Origin of the sequence: Kineosporia mesophila (assembly GCF_021129235.1) — a bacterium.
GTDB classification, from domain to species: Bacteria; Actinomycetota; Actinomycetes; order Actinomycetales; family Kineosporiaceae; genus Kineosporia; species Kineosporia mesophila.
Genome location: NZ_JAJOMA010000027.1, coordinates 42,843 through 58,279, shown reverse-complemented (window position 1 = coordinate 58,279; position 15,437 = coordinate 42,843). Strand labels below are relative to the sequence as shown.

Here is a 15,437-nt window from a genome sequence, read left to right as displayed (position 1 = left end):
TCGTGGTTGCGAAACAAGTGCCGTGGCCGGTCTCCTGGCTCTCGGGTCAAGCGCTGCCGGCGAACCTTCCCAGGCGGTCCCGTCAGGACGGTCCCACCCAGTGGCGCCCGATTCGGACTGTGCGAACCGGCAGCTTCCCGATCACAGTGGCGAGGGCCGCTCCGGTATCACACCGGAATTCCCGAACACCACGGCATCCTCACGCTACCTCAGAGGTCACCCAGCGCTGTCACCGGCCTCTCCACGCAGTCGGCGACGAACCGCAGGAAACCACCCGCCACCGCGCCGTCGCACACCCGGTGATCGAAGCTCAGCGTCAGCTGCGTGACCTGCCGCGCCACCACCTGACCAGCCACGGCCCAGGGCCGCTCGACGATCCGCCCGATCCCGAGGATCGCCGCCTCCGGATGATTGATGATCGCCGCCGCGCCATCGGTGCCGAACACCCCGTAGTTGTTGACCGTGAACGTCCCGCCGCTCAGATCACCCGGCGTGAGCACCCCCTCCCGCGCTCTCTCCGCCATCGCGCCGATCGCCCCGGCCAGCTGCCGGGTACTGAGCAGATCCGCGTCCTTGACCACCGGCACCACCAGACCCCGATCCGTCTGCGCCGCGAACCCCAGATGCACCGCCCGATGCCGATGGATCTCCCCACCCTCGACCGTGGCATTCAGCTCCGGATACCGCCGCAGCCCCGCCACGGTGAACCGGGTCAGCAACGCGACGATGCTGACCGACGGCCCCTGGGCCGAACCATGAGATGAGCCGTTGAGAACGGCCCGGGCCTCGAGCAACCCGGTCGCATCGGCATCGACCCAGATCGTGGCCTCGGGAATCTCCCGCCGCGACCGGCTGAGCTTCTCGGCAGCCATCCGCCGGATCCCGGTCAGGGCGATGCGCTCGAATCCGCGGTCGGGGGACGGTGCGGAGGCGGGGCTGGAAGAGGGACGCGGAGATGCTGCGGTGCGGAGACTTTCGGAGGAACCAGTTCCCGGCGAGAGGGGTGCGGGTGATGCCGGGCCGGGTGATGCGGGGCCGGGTGATGCGGCCTTCGCGGTGGTGGGGGCCGGGTGCGGTACATCGCCGGGCCCGGGAAGCTGGTTGGTCTGGGTTCGGGCTGTCTGCTCGACGTCGGCCCGCAGGATCAGGCCGCCGGGGCCGCTGCCGCTCACCTGACGCAGATCGATCCCGGCGTCGCGGGCCAGGCGCCGGACCAGCGGGGAGATGACGCGCAGGGCGTGTGTTTCCGTGCCCGGTGGAAGAGCGCGGGGAGCCGGTGAGGGGGTGCCCGCGCCGGTGACGGCGGCAGCTTCGGGGGCAGTGGTCTGTGTGCCCGGCCGACGCAGGGGTCTGCGGCGGCGGGGCGTGGGGGTTCCCTCGGCCGAGGTGCCGTAGCCGACCAGGACGTTGCCGCTGCCGGTGTTCTCGTCACCGCCGGCAGCGTCTGTCTCCGGCGGGGCGACCTCCACGCCGGGCTCGCGCAGGCCACCGAAGGACGGCTCCCAGTGCCGGGTCTCGGCGACGGTGATGAGGGGTGTGCCGACGGCCAGGACGTCGCCCGGCTCGGCGTGCAACACCGTGACGACACCGGCGAAGGGGACCGGGACCTCGACCGAGGCCTTGGCGGTCTCCACCTCGACGACGGGCTGGTCGACGCTCACCTCGTCGCCGACATCCACCAGCCAGGTCACGATCTCGGCCTCGGTCAGGCCCTCGCCCAGGTCGGGCAGGAGGAAGTCAGCCATGACGGGGCCCCTCTTCCCACTGCAGGCGGCTGACCGCGTCGAGGACGCGATCGGCGTCGGGCAGGTGCTGGTGCTCGAGTTTGGGCGGTGGATAAGGAATGTCGTACCCCGTGACGCGCAGGATCGGGGCGGCGAGGGAATGGAAGCACTGCTCGGTGAGACGCGCGGCCACCTCGGCCCCGTACCCGCAGAACCCCGCCGCCTCGTGCACGACCACGGCCCGGCCGGTACGCCGCACGCTGGCCGTGACGGTCTCGTCGTCGAACGGGCTCAGGCTGCGCAGGTCGACCACCTCCAGGTCGTACCCCTCGTCGTGGCCGATCCGGGCGGCCTCCAGCGCGGTCTCCACCGTGCCGCCGTACGCGATCACCGTGACATCGGTACCCGGCCGCACCACCCGCGCCTGGTGGAGCTCCGGGCCCTCCACCGCGAGATCGATCGTCTCCTTGCTCCAGTAGCGGCGTTTCGGCTCCAGGAAGATCACCGGATCGGGACTGTCGACGGCCTGGCGCAGCAGGCGGTACCCGTCGGACGGCGTGGCGCACGTGACCACGCGCAGCCCGGCGGTGTGCGTGTAGTAGACCTCGGAGGAGTCGCAGTGATGCTCCACCCCACCGATGCCGCCCCCGTACGGGATGCGCACCACGATCGGTAACCCGACGCGGCCTCTGGTGCGGTTGTGCATCTTGGCCAGATGGCTGGTGATCTGCTCGAAGGCCGGGTAGGCGAAGGCGTCGAACTGCATCTCCACCACCGGGCGCAGCCCGTTCATCGCCATGCCGATCGCGGTGCCGACGATGCCGGACTCGGCCAGCGGCGAGTCCCAGACCCGGTCGGACCCGAACCGCGCGGCCAGGCCGTCGGTCACCCGGAACACCCCGCCCAGCGGCCCGACGTCTTCCCCGAACACGACCACCCGCTCGTCGGCCTCCAGCGCGTCACCGAGTGCCCGGTTCAGCGCCCCGGCCAGCGAGACCGGCTGATGCACCGCTGAATTCACCTGGCCTGCGCGTTCGGTCACGGTACTCACCGGATCCCCCTCCCGCCGGGTTCTTGTCCGTCCATCGTGGCCCCTCCCCCTACCGGAAGGTCCAGCGCGTCTGCCCGCTGCCGGGCCAGCGCGGCCGTCGGCCGCGCGTACACGTACTCGAACAGATGCGACGGTGAGACCGGTGCATCGGTGCCCATCCGCGTCCTCAATCCGGCAGCCAGACCCTCGGCCTCGGCATCGAACCCAGCCGCATCGAAAACCCCTGAGGAAGAAAGAAAGACGGCGAGCCGCCGGACCGGGTCGCGCTCCAGCCAGCCGGCCACCTCGTCGTCCTGCCGGTACCGCGAGGCATCGTCGGCGTTGGTGTGCGCCTCGATCCGGTAGGTGAGGGCCTCGATCAGCGCAGGACCACCCCCGGCCGCGGCGGAGGCGATCGCGCCGGAGACCGCCGCATGCACCGCCGCCGCATCGTTCCCGTCAACCAGGGTCGAGGGGATGCCGTAACCAATACCCTTGTGCGCCAGGGAGGGAGCCGCGGTCTGCCGGTGCAGTGGCACGCTGATGGCATACCCGTTGTTCTGCACCACGAACACCACGGGCGCCTTCCACACGGCCGCGAAGTTCAGCGCCTCGTGCGTGTCTCCCTCGCTGGTGGCCCCGTCGCCCAGCAGCACCACCGCCACCGCGTCCTCACGTCGCAATCGGGCCGCGTGCGCCACTCCGACCGCATGCAGCGTGTTCGTCGCCAGAGGGGTGCACTGCGGCGCGACCCGGTGCTCGTAGGGGTCGTACCCACAGTGCCAGTCCCCGCGGAAGTTGACCAGCACGTCCACCGGATCGACCCCGCGGGTGACCACCGCGACCGAGTCGCGGTAGGTCGGGAACAGCCAGTCCTGCGGGCGCAACGCCAGCGCGGTCCCGGCCTGGCAGGCCTCCTGACCCCGCGAGGAGGGGTAGACCGCGAGGCGCCCCTGCCGCGTCAGCGCCGTGACCTGGGCGTCGAACCGACGGCCCACGACCATCGCCCGGTAGAGCGCGACGAGCGTTTCGTGATCGGGCAGTTCGTACGTGCCGTCACCGGTCGCGACGCCGGCGGCATCGATGAGCCGCACCGGCCCCTCGGACGGCAACAGGCCCAGCCAACCCTCAGTCACCCGGTTCCACCTTCACCCTTGAATGCGGACGCGAAATACTGACCGTACGGTCATTAATCCTTGCCTGCGGGTGGCGGTGCGTCAATGGTGGACGCGTACGAGCTCGCGTCGGTGGGGTGGGGGAGCGACGCACGAGAGGCCCGCCGGAATCGTCCGGCGGGCCTCTCGTGAACGGATCAGCCCAGGAGAGAGGCCGTCTCGGTGTACTCAAGCCCGTGGGCCCGGGCGACGGGGGCGTACGTCACCTTGCCGTCGTGCGTGTTCAGGCCGCGGGCCAGCACCCGGTCGGCGGCCAGGGCGTCCTTCCAGCCCCGGTCGGCGAGCGCGACCGCGTAGGGCAGAGTGACGTTGGTGAGGGCGCGGGTGGAGGTGCTCGCCACCGCGCCGGGCATGTTGGCCACGCAGTAGAAGATCGTGTCGTGCACCGCGTAGGCCGGCTCGGCGTGCGTGGTGGGACGCGAGTCCTCGAAGCATCCGCCCTGGTCGATGGAGATGTCGACGAGAACGGCACCTGGCTTCATCCGGCGCACCAGGTCGTTGGAGATGAGGATGGGGGCCTTCGCACCGGGCACCAGTACCGCGCCGATCACCAGGTCGGCCTGCAGCGCGGCCTGCTCGATCTCGAAGGCCGAGGAGGCGATGGTCCGTACACGGCCGCCGAAGACCTGGTCGGCGGCGCGCAGCCGGTCCACGTCCAGGTCGAGCAGCTGCACCTCGGCGCCCATCCCGGCGGCGATCGTGGCGGCGTTCATCCCGGAGATGCCCGCGCCGATCACGACCACGCGGGCCGGGCGCACACCGGGCACCCCACCCAGCAGCACACCGCGGCCGCCGGCCGAGCGCATCAGCTGGTGGGCACCGGCCTGCGGGGCCAGACGGCCCGCGACCTCGCTCATCGGGGCCAGCAGGGGCAGGGCGCCGGCGTCGGTCTGCACGGTCTCGTAGGCCACGGCGGTGGTGCCGGCGGTGAGCAGGGCGTCGGTGCAGGAACGGGACGCGGCCAGGTGCAGGTAGGTGAACAGGGTCTGCCCGGACTGTAGCCGGGAGTACTCGGCCTCCACCGGCTCCTTGACCTTGAGTACGAGTTCGGCGGCGCTCCAGACCTCCTCGGCGGTGTCGAGGATCTTCGCCCCGGCCGCCTCGTAGCCGGCGTCCGGCAGGGCCGAGCCGATGCCGGCGCCGCGCTCGATGACCACGTCGTGCCCCCGCAGCGTCAGCTCGCGGACCCCGGCGGGGGTGATGGCCACGCGGTACTCGTGGTTCTTGATCTCCTGGGGGACACCGACCAGCATGCTGCGCTCCTTGTCACGAAGGGGCCTGTCCGGCCTCGTGACGGCAGAGTGCGTGATGATTCCGTTTCCAGGTTGTTTCGTCGAAGGATATTCGATTTTGACCGGTTAGTCTGCTGACGAATTCGTATCCGCCCAGGTGGAAGGCTTGTCATGGCGAACAATCGTCGATCCGGTCAGGGCCCGGCCGAACTCGACGAGATCGACCGCCAGATCCTCGCCGAGCTGGTCGCGGACGCCCGTCTGCCGAACAACGCGCTGGCCGCGCGGGTCGGGGTCGCGCCGTCCACGTGCCTGTTGCGGGTGCGCCGTCTGCAGGAGGCGGGGGTGATCCGGGGTTTTCGCGCCGAGCTGTCGCCCGAGGCGATGGGCCGTTCGCTGCAGGCCCTGGTGGCGGTGCGCCTGACCACCCCGTCCCGCCACCGGATCGGGGCCTTCGCCCAGGAGATGGCGGCGCTCGACGGCGTCCTCAATGTGTTCTTCCTCGGTGGGGCCAACGACTTCCAGGTCCACATCGCGGTCGAGTCACCCGCCGCCCTGCGCGATTTCGTGGTGCGCAACCTGAGCGCGCGGCGGGAGGTCGGTTTCACCGAGACCAACGTGATCTTCGAGCACCTGGTGGCCGGGTCGCATCGGTAGCTGCCCGCGGTGTGTTGCGCCGATCGGTGACGATTGCCCGCCCCCGGAGCTTCAGTCGGTGCTGTTCCGGGTCGAGGAGCAGAGTGTGAGAAGACCGCCGCGCACCGTGACCCTGCGGGTCACCCTGTTGTTGCTGGGTGTCGGAGGCATCGTGCTGACGGCCGGGGTGCTGGGAGGGGTCGCCGCCTGGCAGAGCGGTGTCTTCAGCAACAAGGCCGACGAGACGATCGCCGATCAACGCGACAGTGAGCTCGACAGTCTCACGTCGCAGGTCTATCAGCTGGTCAACAACGCGGGGGCGGCCACGCAGGACCGGGTGAACCGGGCGAACACCGTGGCGCTGGCCGATCTCGCCGAGAAGGGCGGGCTCGAGCTCGGCGACTCGACGGTGACGTGGAACGCGGTCAACCAGGTCAGCCAGAAGGCCGGCACGGTCCAGCTGCCGCGGGTGAACGTCGAGGGCACCTGGCTGGGCCAGAACCGGAACGTGAAGAAGGCCACCCCCGTCGTGGACACCCTCGCGGCGAAGGTGGGCGGCAGCGTCACGATCTTCCAGCGGATGAACCAGGCCGGTGACCTGCTCCGCGTCGCGACGAATGTGACCAATGCCGAGGGCAGACGGGCCATCGGCACGTACATCCCGTCGGTGGGCGCCGACGGCAGCCCGAACGCCGTGGTCGCCGCCATCAAGGCCGGCAAGCCGTATCGTGGCGTGGCCCAGGTGGTCGGTACCTGGTACGTCACGGCCTACGACCCGCTGAAGGACGCGAACGGTGACGTGATCGGGGCGGTCTTCTTCGGGGTTCCGCAGGCCGACGCGATCAATGAACTGACCGAGAGCATCGCGGCCACGAAAATTGGCCAGCACGGCGGAGTCTCGATCTTCAGCAACGAGACCGCCGACCGCGGGCGGATCATCGCCTCGGGTCTGCCGGCCCCGGCCGGGGACAAGCCGCTCGAGGTCGTGGATGCCTCGGGCGCCCCCTACGTCCAGCAGATCGTCGACGCAGCAGCCAAACTCGAGGACGGCCAGGAGTGGACGGGCGAGTACAGGCTGCCCGGCCGGGACAATGCCACGGCGGCCGACAGCACGGTACGGGTGATGTACTACACGCCCTACAAATGGGCCATCGCGGTGCAGACGTACAACCCCGACTATGCCGCTGCCAGTAACGCTCTGAGCGACGGCCGCAGCAGCATGCTGATGATCCTGGCCCTGGCGGCCGTGCTGCTGACCGTCATCGGTGGCGGCCTGGCCTGGTACTGGGCGCGGCGCACGGTGCTGCGGCTGGACACCCTCACCGCGGCCCTGGACAAGGTTGCCCGGCGGGACCTGAACGTACAGGTCACCGAGGGTACGGACGAGATCGGCACGATGAGTGCGGCCCTCAACACGGCGGTCGGCGAGATCCGTTCCCTGCTCTCGGACATGGCCCGCACGGCCACCGGGGTGGCCCGGGCCGCCGATCAGGTCACGAGCGTGGGGGACGAGGTGGCCGGGGCCGCCGACGCGGTCGCCGCCCGCACCACGCACGTCGCGACCGAGGCCGACGACGTGGCCCGCACGATGGCCACGATGGAGACCGGTTCCAACGAGATGTCCGCCGCCATCGGTGAGATCGCGCGCAACGCCACCCAGGCCGCGTCCGTGGCCCAGGAGACGGTGCAGCGCACCGAACAGGCCCGCGCCGTGATCAACCGGCTGGGTAACTCCAGTGCCCAGATCGTCGACGTGATCGAGGTGATCAACGCGATCGCCGGCCAGACCAACCTGCTGGCGCTCAACGCGACGATCGAGGCGGCCCGGGCCGGTGAGGTCGGCAAGGGCTTCGCCGTGGTCGCCAACGAGGTCAAGGAACTGGCGCGCCAGACGGCCGAGGCCACCGTCGACGTCACCACGCGGGTCAACGCGATCAAGACCGATACCGACGATGCGGTGGCGGCCATCGTGGCCATCGGCGACGCCATCGAGCGGGTCAGCAGTTTCCAGGAGGCCATCGCCGGTGCCGTGGAGGAGCAGAGCTCGGTGACCTCGGAGATGAGCCGCAGCGTGCACCTGGTCACGGCCGGCGGTACCCAGATCAGCGCCGGTATCGGCGAGGTCAAGGACACCGTCGCGAGCACCCTGACGGCGGTGGGCAGTTCGCGGGAGGCCGCGCGCACGCTGGATGAGAACGCGCGCGAGCTGACCCGTCTGGTGGAGCGCTTCGCCCGCTGATCTGTCAAGGGAGGACGAAGCGGTCGCCGCTGTCGTTGCGATGCGGAACGATGTTCCGTATGTTTGCGGAGCAAGGTTCCGTTGCGTGGCGCGGCCACTGATCTCCCGGAGGGCCCGATGGCAACCAGTTTCGGCATCATGACCCCGCCTGTGCAGGTGGCGTACGAGGATCTCGTGCGCGTCTGGAAGGAGGCGGACGAGGTGCCGGAGATCGGGCACGCCTGGCTCTTCGACCACCTGATGCCGATCGGGGGCGATCCCGGCGGCCCGGCCTTCGAGGGCTGGTCGCTGCTGAGCGCCCTGGCCGCCCAGACCACGCGGATCGGGGTGGGTCTGCTGGTCACGAGCAACCGGTTCCGCCCGCCGGCGATGCTGGCCAAGATCGCCGCGACCGTCGACGTGGTCGCCGGTGGCCGGATGGAGTTCGGTCTCGGTGTGGGATCACGGCCGAACCCGCCGTCGGCCCGGCGCGAGTACCCGGCGCACGGACTGCCGTTCCAGGAACCTCGAGATGCGGTGAAGGCGCTGGACGAGGCCTGCACCGTGATCCGGCGACTGTGGACCGAACCCGAACCCTTCGACTTCCACGGCGAGTACGTCGACCTGACCGGAGCCTTCTGCAACCCCCGCCCGGCCACGCCCAAGCCGTTCCTGCTCGCGGGCCGGGCGGCGAGCACTCTGCGAGTGGTGGCCCGGCACGCGGACATCTGGAACATCGCCGGCGGCGACCTCGACGACTGCGTCGACCGCAGCCGCCTGCTCGACCGGTTCTGTGGGGAGATCGGCCGCGACCCGCACGAGATCACCCGCTCGATGGCCCTGGCCGCCGACCCGCAGAACCCGGCCGGCACCCGCGAGGCCGTGAAACGGGCGATCGGGGCGGGATTCGGGCACATCGTGCTGATCCTGCCCGCCCCGTACACCGACCAGGTGGCCCACCGGGTGCGGGACGGGATCATCGCCCAGATCGGCGGCTAGGGCGAGCACCCCACCCACTTCTTCGTGATCATGCAAAACCTCCCCAGCGTTCTAGAACTCTCGGTCTCGCAGTTCTAGAACTCCGGGGAGGTTTTGCATGATCACGGAAGGATTGGAGGGGTTGGGGGTCAGCTCGCGGCGGTGGCGGGTTCGGGGGTGGTCTGCGGCTGAGGGGCGGCTTCCCGGCGCAGCAGCAGGAACACGATCACCGAGCCGAGCACGCCGACCAGGCCGGCGATCAGGAAGGCGCCGTGCAGGCCCGAGGCGAAGGCCTCGTGGATGGCGGTCTCGAGCTGGCCCCGGAAGTTCTCCGGGGCAGCCCGCAGGACGGCCTGGGTCTGACCGCCGGACACGGCCGAGGCCAGCCCGTCGGCACCGGGCACGTCGTGCGAGGCCAGGGTGTCGGCGGCACGGGAGGTGAACACCGACCCGAGGATCGCCACACCGAAGGCCAGGCCCAGCTGGCGGGCGGTGTTGAGTACACCCGAGGCCATGCCGCTGCGCTGCACCGGGACAGCCGACAGGGCCGCGGCGGTGAGCGGGGGAGTGGCCATACCGACGCCGAGACCGACGACGAGCAGACCCGCGAGAAGGGCCGTCCACGACGACTCGGGGTGCACGAAGAGCATCAGCAGGGTGCCGCACCCGATCAGGAACAGCCCGGCCCCGATCGGCCGGGCCACCGGGATGCCGTGCAGCCTTGAGCTGAGACCACCGGCCACGGTGAACGCCACGGCCGACATGGGCAGCAGCACCAGGCCGGTCTTGAGCGGGCTGAGGCCGACGACCGACTGCAGCCAGATCGAGATCAGGGCGCTCGAGCCGAAGGCTGTGGACGAGAGCACCGCCGCGGCCAGCACCGCCCCGGTGAAGACCGGGCTGCGCAGCAGGCCCAGGTCGATGAGCGGGTTCGCGGTGCGGCGCTGCAGCAGCACGAACACGGCCAGGGCGATCACGCCGAGCACGGCCGTGAGGATCGGGGTGGTGGCGGTCCAGCCCTCCTCGCCGGCCTCGATGATCGCGTAGGTGATCAGGCCGGCGGCCGCGGTGAAGGTGAGCATGCCGGGCACGTCGAGGCGCACGCGGCGGCGTTCGGCGTCCTGGAACACGATCAGCGACAGCGCGATGGCCAGGATCGAGACCGGCAGGTTGACCCAGAACGCCCAGCGCCAGGACAGCAGGTCGGTGAGCGCGCCCCCGATGACCAGGCCGACACCGGCGGAGGCCCCGGCCACGGCGCCCCAGATGCCGTAGGCGGTGCCCCGGTCGCGGCCGGAGTAGGACACGCTGATCAGGGCCACGGTGGTGGCGAACATCGCCGCGCCGCCGATGCCCTGCACGGCCCGGCCGATGATCAGCACGGTGATGTTCTGCGACAGGCCGCAGGCGACCGAGGCGGCGGCGAAGACCGTCAGGCCGGCCAGGTACACCCGGCGACGGCCGAGCGCGTCGGCCAGGGCCCCGGCGCCGAGCATGAGTGCGGCCAGACTCAGGGCGTAGATGTCGATCACCCACTGCACCTGGCTGAAACTGGCGTCCAGGTCGCGGGTGACGTCGGGCAGGGCGACATTCACGATCGTGATGTCGATGAGCAACATGAAGGTGCCCAGGCAGACCGCCAGCAGCGGGGTCCACTTACGCATGGAACGACTCCCAGTAGTTTGCGGGTGATGGCAGGAGCATGGGGCAAGTAGTCCGGCGAATGTCGCCAGAAGTCCTCAGAGCATTAGAATCCTCCATCGAAGGGTGGTGATTTGATGGAAATCCTCACGACCGATGATCTGGATCAGAAGCTCATCCACGCGCTGCGGCTGGATCCTCGCATCCCGTTCGCCCGTTTCTCGTCACTCACCGGCGTCTCCGAGCAGACCGTGGCTCGCCGGTTCCGGCGGCTGCGCGAGCACGGAGTGGTGCGGGTGATGGGGGTCGTCGACCCCTTCGCCAATGGTCAGGGCAACTGGATGGTGCGCATCCGGGCGCGTCCCGATGCGGCCGGCCCGCTGGCCGACGCCCTGGCCCAGCGCCCCGACGTCTCCTGGGTGTCACTGACCTCGGGCGGCACCGAGATCCTGTGCGCGGCGCGCTCGCACACGGGATACGGCACCGAGCCCGGCCGGGAACTGCTGCTGCGCCGCCTGCCGCACACCAAGGAGGTCATCGACTTCACCGCCCAGATGGTGATGCACCGTTTCGACGAGCGCCTCGGTTCGATGGGTCACCTGACGGAGCTGGACCCGGCGCAGGTGGCCGAGATCCGGCGGGGGGCCCTGATGCGTGTCGAGGGTGCCGACCCGGCGGTACCGATCGGCCCGGACGACGACACGCTGCTGGCGGGGCTGCGGGCCGACGGCCGGGCGCCGGTCTCCCGGCTGGCCCAGGCCACCGGCTGGAGCGCGGCCCGGGTGCAGCGGCGCCTGGACGAGCTGGTGCACGCCGGGCTGTTCTACTTCGATGTCGAGATGGCCATCGAGGCCCTGGGTTTCTTCACCCACGCGACGCTCTGGCTGACGGTCGCCCCGGCCGACCTGGACCGGGTGGGGCTGGAGCTGGCCGAGCACAAGGAGATCGCCTACGTGGCGGCGATCAGCGGCAACCGCAACCTCACGGCCTCGGCCATCACCCGCGACCCCGAACACCTCTACCAGTACGTCACCCGGCGAGTGGGATCCGTCCCGGGGGTGCAGCAGCTCGAGATCTCGCCCATCCTGCGCCGTCTCAAGCAGAACGGGACGTTCATGAGGGACGGGCGCCTGGCTGCCCCGGCCGACTGACCCGGGCTCCGCCCGGAGGGTTGCAGAACTCCGGGGACACTGTGCCTGATCACGAACCAGGAGGGGGGTTCCTCAATTCTCGGGGGTTGCCGAGAGCTTTCCCCGCCGCTGCGGGAAGTCGCCGGTGGCCAGGTGTTCCAGGACCTCCGAGAGCTGGCCGGCCTTCCAGGGTTTGGGCAGGAAATCGTCCATCCCGGCCTCCAGGCAGGCCTGCCGGTCGTCGTCGAAGGCGTTGGCCGTCATCGCGATCACCGGCGTGCGCAGGCCCCGGGTGAGTTCGTCCGCGCGGATGCGCCGGGTGGCCTCGAGCCCGTCCAGCACCGGCATGTGCACGTCCATGAAGACGGCGTCGTAGGTGCCGGCCCGCACCGCCGCGACCGCGGCCTCGCCGTCGTCCACCATGTCCACCACCAGCCCGCGGGAGGTGAGCATGGCCCGGGCGATCAGCTGGTTGGTCTCGTTGTCCTCGGCCACCAGCACGTGTTTGCCCGCCAGGGTGGCCTCCGGGGACCGGCGCGGACGGGGGAGTGCCGCGACCGGAACCGGCGCCGTGGTGCGGGGCAGCACCACGAGCAGGCACATCTGCGTGCCCCGGCCGGGCTCGGAACTGACGCTCAGGTGCCCGCCCATCGCCAGCGTGAGCCCTTGCGCGATCGACAGGCCCAGGCCGGTGCCGCCGTAGCGCCGGGTGGTGTCGGACGAGGCCTGCACGAAGGGCCGGAACAGGTTCTTCATCTGCTCGGTGTCCATCCCGATCCCGGTGTCGGCGACCACCAGACGCACGCGGTCACCCGCGTCCTCGATCGTGACCGTGACCGACCCCTGATCGGTGAACTTCACCGCGTTGGCGATCAGGTTGGTGAGAATCTGCCGCAGCCGGGTCGGATCGCCCGTGCGGTAGCGGTGCAGGCCCTCGGGGGTCTGGAGAGTCAGCTGGATCCCGGCCTGTTCGGCCCGCGGGCGGGACGGCAGCAGCGCCTCCCGGGCCACGGCGACCACGTCCAGCGGGACCTGTTCCAGGTCGATCCCGCCGGCCTCGATCTTGGCCACGTCCAGGCTGTCGTTGACGATGTCGAGCAGCACGTGCCCGGCCCGGTCGGCGCCCGATATCCACTCGGGAGTCTGCGGGGAGCCCGGGTTCTCGGCCAGCAGTGAGGTGTAGCCGAGCACCCCGTTCAGCGGCGTGCGGATCTCGTGGCTCATCGTGGCCAGGAAGTCGCTCTTGTGCCGGGACGCCACGCGCAGCTCCTGCGCCTGCTCGTCGGAGGTGGCCCGGGCCCGGCGCAACTGCGTGATCAGTTCCTGCCGTTCGTCGCGGTGCAGCGCGAGGACGAGGGCCACCAGCGCCACGATCGCCACGAACGCCTGGGCGAGCAGGACCCGGGCGGCGGGGGAGGTGGCCACGAACGGTCCGTGGCCGGTCAGGGTGAAACTGAGGACGCCGGCGGCCACCAGCCACACATGGGCGGCTACCAGCGTGGTGTCGAACCGCAACGAGAACCACATCGACAGGGGCAGCACCAGATAGGACAGCGGCAGACCGTCCGCGAGCCCGAAGACCACCCCGTAGGCCACCGTGAACAGCAGCGTGGCCACGACCAGTTCCAGTTCTCGGTCGCGGGGCGGGACCAGCCCGGCCAGGCCGTTCCCGGCGATCCGCAGGGCCAGCGCGGCGAAGACGAAGGTGTTGGTGGCGTTGCGCAGCGTCCAGGCCCCGGCCAGGTTCCAGAACTCCAGGTGGGACGAGGTGGCCAGGGCGGCGGGGCCGAGCAGGGAGCCGGCCGCGGCCCCGGCCAGGCAGGCCAGCACCCAGAAGGCCAGGTCGGCCGAGCGTCTCAGCCGCCAGGCATCCGGCCGCAACCGGCTCAGCACGGCCGTCTCGACCAGAGCCTGGATCACGTTGGCGACGCCCAGCGCCAGCGACACCGGCAGGGACAGGTTGCCGGTGAGGTGGTTGATCGCGGTGGCGACGGCGGCCAGCACCACCGAGCTGACCATCAACGGCGCCCGGCCCCGGGACGAGGCCCACAGCAGCCAGGCGAACGCGACGGCGGCGGCCGGCCAGACCAGGGACAGGGAGGTGCCGGGCAGCCGGGAGAGCCGGCCCAGCAGCACCGCCACGGCGTAGACGACGGTGAACATCGGCACCATCACCACGACCGATGCCGTAGGCCACGGACCCACGTGCCGGGTCGTTCCCTGATCCGCGCCCACACGGCCTTTTCGACCCCAGGAGCCGGACGGGTGAGCAGCCACCCCGGTCGTCACCCGGTCGGATCAGCCCCGGCCGGGGACGGGGCCGGCTCGGTGTTTCCGGCCCGCTCGGGACTGTGGCCGGAGGGCGATCCACGGCTGAGCAGGGGAAGCGTTGTGTACACCTGGTACATCCGGTACCGGATGTACCAGGTGTACACAACGCGGACCTGTCGGCCTCAGTTCGGGGCGTCGTGGTCGGCGCTCGAAGTTCACCTCAGTCACCGTGGTCATGGGCGACCACCGGCGACCACCGGCGACCATGGCTCGGGGAAGGCCTCAGAAGGTCAGGTCCCCACCCGGCGCCTCGGTGAAGGCCCGGGCCACCACGGCCGGATCGACGTCCTTCACCCGGGCGGGGTTCCAGCGCGGCTTGCGGTCCTTGTCCACCACCTGCGCGCGGATGCCCTCGCGCACGTCGTCGCGGTCCAGGCTGTGCGACATCATCCGGTAGTCCTGCACCAGGGCGGCGCGCAGGCCGGGCAGCGAGGCGCAGCGGCGGATCGCGGCCAGGGTGATCTGCAGCGAGGTGGGCGAGCGGGTCAGCAGCACGTTCGCGGCCTCCTGCGCGGCCGGCGCCGGGTCGTCCTCGAGGCGCTCGATGATCGCGGCCACGTCGTCACCGGTGTAGCAGCGGTCGATCCACTCCTGGTCGGTGGCCAGGTGCCCGGGCTCGGGGGCGGTCGCCCAGGTGCCGAGGATGTCCTGCACGACCTTCAGCGAGGTGGCGTGGGCCAGGTCGGGCAGGGCGCCGGCCGGGGTGTGCACATCGGCCAGGCCGCAGAGGATCGCGTCGGCGGGGCCCACCGGCAGGCCGGTCAGGGCCAGGTGGGTGCCCAGCTCACCGGGCGCGCGGGCCAGCAGCCAGGTGCCGCCCACGTCCGGGACCAGGCCGATGATCGTCTCGGGCATGGCCAGCCGGGAGTCGGCGGTGACCACCCGGGGCCCGGCGTGACAGCCCAGGCCGACACCGCCGCCGTAGGTGATGCCGTTCAGCAGCGAGACCACCGGCTTGCCGTAGTCGGCCAGCACGGCGTTCATCCGGTACTCGTCGCGCCACAGCGCCCGGGCCGAGTCACCGCCGTCGATCAGCGTGGAGATGGACACGGCCTTGATGTCACCGCCGGCGCAGAACCCGCGCGGGCCCTCGCCGTCCAGGAGCACGCACTCGATCTCCGGGTCGTCCTGCCACTGGAGCAGACTGGCGAAGATGGTGCGGATCATGGCGTGGGTCAGCGCGTTGATCGCCTGCGGGCGGGTCAGGGTGATCCGGCCGACCCGGCCCTGAACGATCACACGGACGGCCTCGGGGGCATGAGATTCAGGCATCGGGGCGAACGCTACCGGCGCGCGCTGTGCCGGGTGCCCTCGCGGGGGCCGGAATGGGCGAGGATCTTTC

At 70.7% G+C, this 15,437-nt stretch carries 11 protein-coding genes and 1 riboswitch; of the genes, 4 read left to right on the top strand and 7 right to left on the bottom strand.

The features are described 5' to 3' along the window. Positions 1-7: 7 nt before the first annotated feature. Positions 8-208: riboswitch (cobalamin riboswitch) on the bottom strand. A gap of 1 nt (position 209) precedes the next feature. The 4 genes from LR393_RS28975 to ald form a co-directional block, all read right to left on the bottom strand. Continuing rightward, a complete protein-coding gene (locus LR393_RS28975) occupies positions 210-1,745 on the bottom strand; it encodes a dihydrolipoamide acetyltransferase family protein (RefSeq protein ID WP_231488164.1) in 1,536 nt (511 codons plus the stop codon). Beyond that, a complete protein-coding gene (locus LR393_RS28970) occupies positions 1,738-2,775 on the bottom strand; it encodes an alpha-ketoacid dehydrogenase subunit beta (RefSeq protein ID WP_231488162.1) in 1,038 nt (345 codons plus the stop codon). The genes LR393_RS28975 and LR393_RS28970 overlap by 8 nt, the downstream gene beginning before the upstream one ends. Beyond that, positions 2,772-3,890: a thiamine pyrophosphate-dependent enzyme gene (locus tag LR393_RS28965; RefSeq protein ID WP_231488161.1), complete on the bottom strand. Its 1,119-nt coding sequence runs from the start codon at positions 3,888-3,890 to the stop codon at positions 2,772-2,774. Before LR393_RS28965 ends, LR393_RS28970 begins: the two co-directional genes overlap by 4 nt. Positions 3,891-4,066: 176 nt before the next feature. Beyond that, complete coding sequence (gene ald / locus LR393_RS28960; protein WP_231488160.1) at positions 4,067-5,182, bottom strand: alanine dehydrogenase; 1,116 nt, start codon at positions 5,180-5,182, stop codon at positions 4,067-4,069. Between the two features lie 150 nt (positions 5,183-5,332). On the opposite strand from ald, the gene LR393_RS28955 reads away from it, so the two are divergent. The 3 genes from LR393_RS28955 (at position 5,333) to LR393_RS28945 (ending at position 9,014) form a co-directional block, all read left to right on the top strand. Then, positions 5,333-5,818 (top strand): Lrp/AsnC family transcriptional regulator, encoded by a 486-nt coding sequence (locus LR393_RS28955; protein WP_231488159.1) that lies wholly within the window; start codon positions 5,333-5,335, stop codon positions 5,816-5,818. Between the two features lie 85 nt (positions 5,819-5,903). Next, positions 5,904-8,036, top strand: coding sequence for a methyl-accepting chemotaxis protein (locus LR393_RS28950; RefSeq protein ID WP_231488157.1), 2,133 nt, complete (start codon positions 5,904-5,906; stop codon positions 8,034-8,036). A gap of 117 nt (positions 8,037-8,153) precedes the next feature. Then, positions 8,154-9,014: an LLM class flavin-dependent oxidoreductase gene (locus LR393_RS28945; RefSeq protein ID WP_231488155.1), complete on the top strand. Its 861-nt coding sequence runs from the start codon at positions 8,154-8,156 to the stop codon at positions 9,012-9,014. Between the two features lie 128 nt (positions 9,015-9,142). Here LR393_RS28945 and LR393_RS28940 read toward each other — a convergent pair whose 3' ends face one another. Beyond that, positions 9,143-10,657: an MFS transporter gene (locus LR393_RS28940; RefSeq protein WP_231488153.1), complete on the bottom strand. Its 1,515-nt coding sequence runs from the start codon at positions 10,655-10,657 to the stop codon at positions 9,143-9,145. A gap of 114 nt (positions 10,658-10,771) precedes the next feature. Between LR393_RS28940 and LR393_RS28935 the strand changes: the two genes are divergently transcribed. Then, entirely contained in the window at positions 10,772-11,785 is a 1,014-nt protein-coding gene (locus LR393_RS28935) for an Lrp/AsnC family transcriptional regulator (protein WP_231488151.1), read from the top strand. A gap of 72 nt (positions 11,786-11,857) precedes the next feature. Here LR393_RS28935 and LR393_RS28930 read toward each other — a convergent pair whose 3' ends face one another. Both LR393_RS28930 and LR393_RS28925 read right to left on the bottom strand, forming a co-directional pair. Then, on the bottom strand, positions 11,858-13,936 hold the full coding sequence (locus LR393_RS28930) for a hybrid sensor histidine kinase/response regulator (protein ID WP_231488226.1): 2,079 nt from the start codon (positions 13,934-13,936) through the stop codon (positions 11,858-11,860). Positions 13,937-14,317: 381 nt separating this feature from the next. Next, a complete protein-coding gene (locus LR393_RS28925; RefSeq protein WP_231488149.1) occupies positions 14,318-15,367 on the bottom strand; it encodes an enoyl-CoA hydratase/isomerase family protein in 1,050 nt (349 codons plus the stop codon). Positions 15,368-15,437 lie beyond the last annotated feature (70 nt).

What these genes read in the sequence shown, in the direction of transcription:
- LR393_RS28975 (WP_231488164.1), bottom strand. Translation starts at nt 1,745, where the DNA reads ATGGCTGACTTCCTCCTGCCCGACCTGGGCGAGGGCCTGACCGAGGCC.
- ald (WP_231488160.1), bottom strand. Translation starts at nt 5,182, where the DNA reads ATGCTGGTCGGTGTCCCCCAGGAGATCAAGAACCACGAGTACCGCGTG.
- LR393_RS28955 (WP_231488159.1), top strand. Translation starts at nt 5,333, where the DNA reads ATGGCGAACAATCGTCGATCCGGTCAGGGCCCGGCCGAACTCGACGAG.
- LR393_RS28945 (WP_231488155.1), top strand. Translation starts at nt 8,154, where the DNA reads ATGGCAACCAGTTTCGGCATCATGACCCCGCCTGTGCAGGTGGCGTAC.
- LR393_RS28940 (WP_231488153.1), bottom strand. Translation starts at nt 10,657, where the DNA reads ATGCGTAAGTGGACCCCGCTGCTGGCGGTCTGCCTGGGCACCTTCATG.
- LR393_RS28935 (WP_231488151.1), top strand. Translation starts at nt 10,772, where the DNA reads ATGGAAATCCTCACGACCGATGATCTGGATCAGAAGCTCATCCACGCG.
- LR393_RS28930 (WP_231488226.1), bottom strand. Translation starts at nt 13,936, where the DNA reads ATGGTGCCGATGTTCACCGTCGTCTACGCCGTGGCGGTGCTGCTGGGC.
- LR393_RS28925 (WP_231488149.1), bottom strand. Translation starts at nt 15,367, where the DNA reads ATGCCTGAATCTCATGCCCCCGAGGCCGTCCGTGTGATCGTTCAGGGC.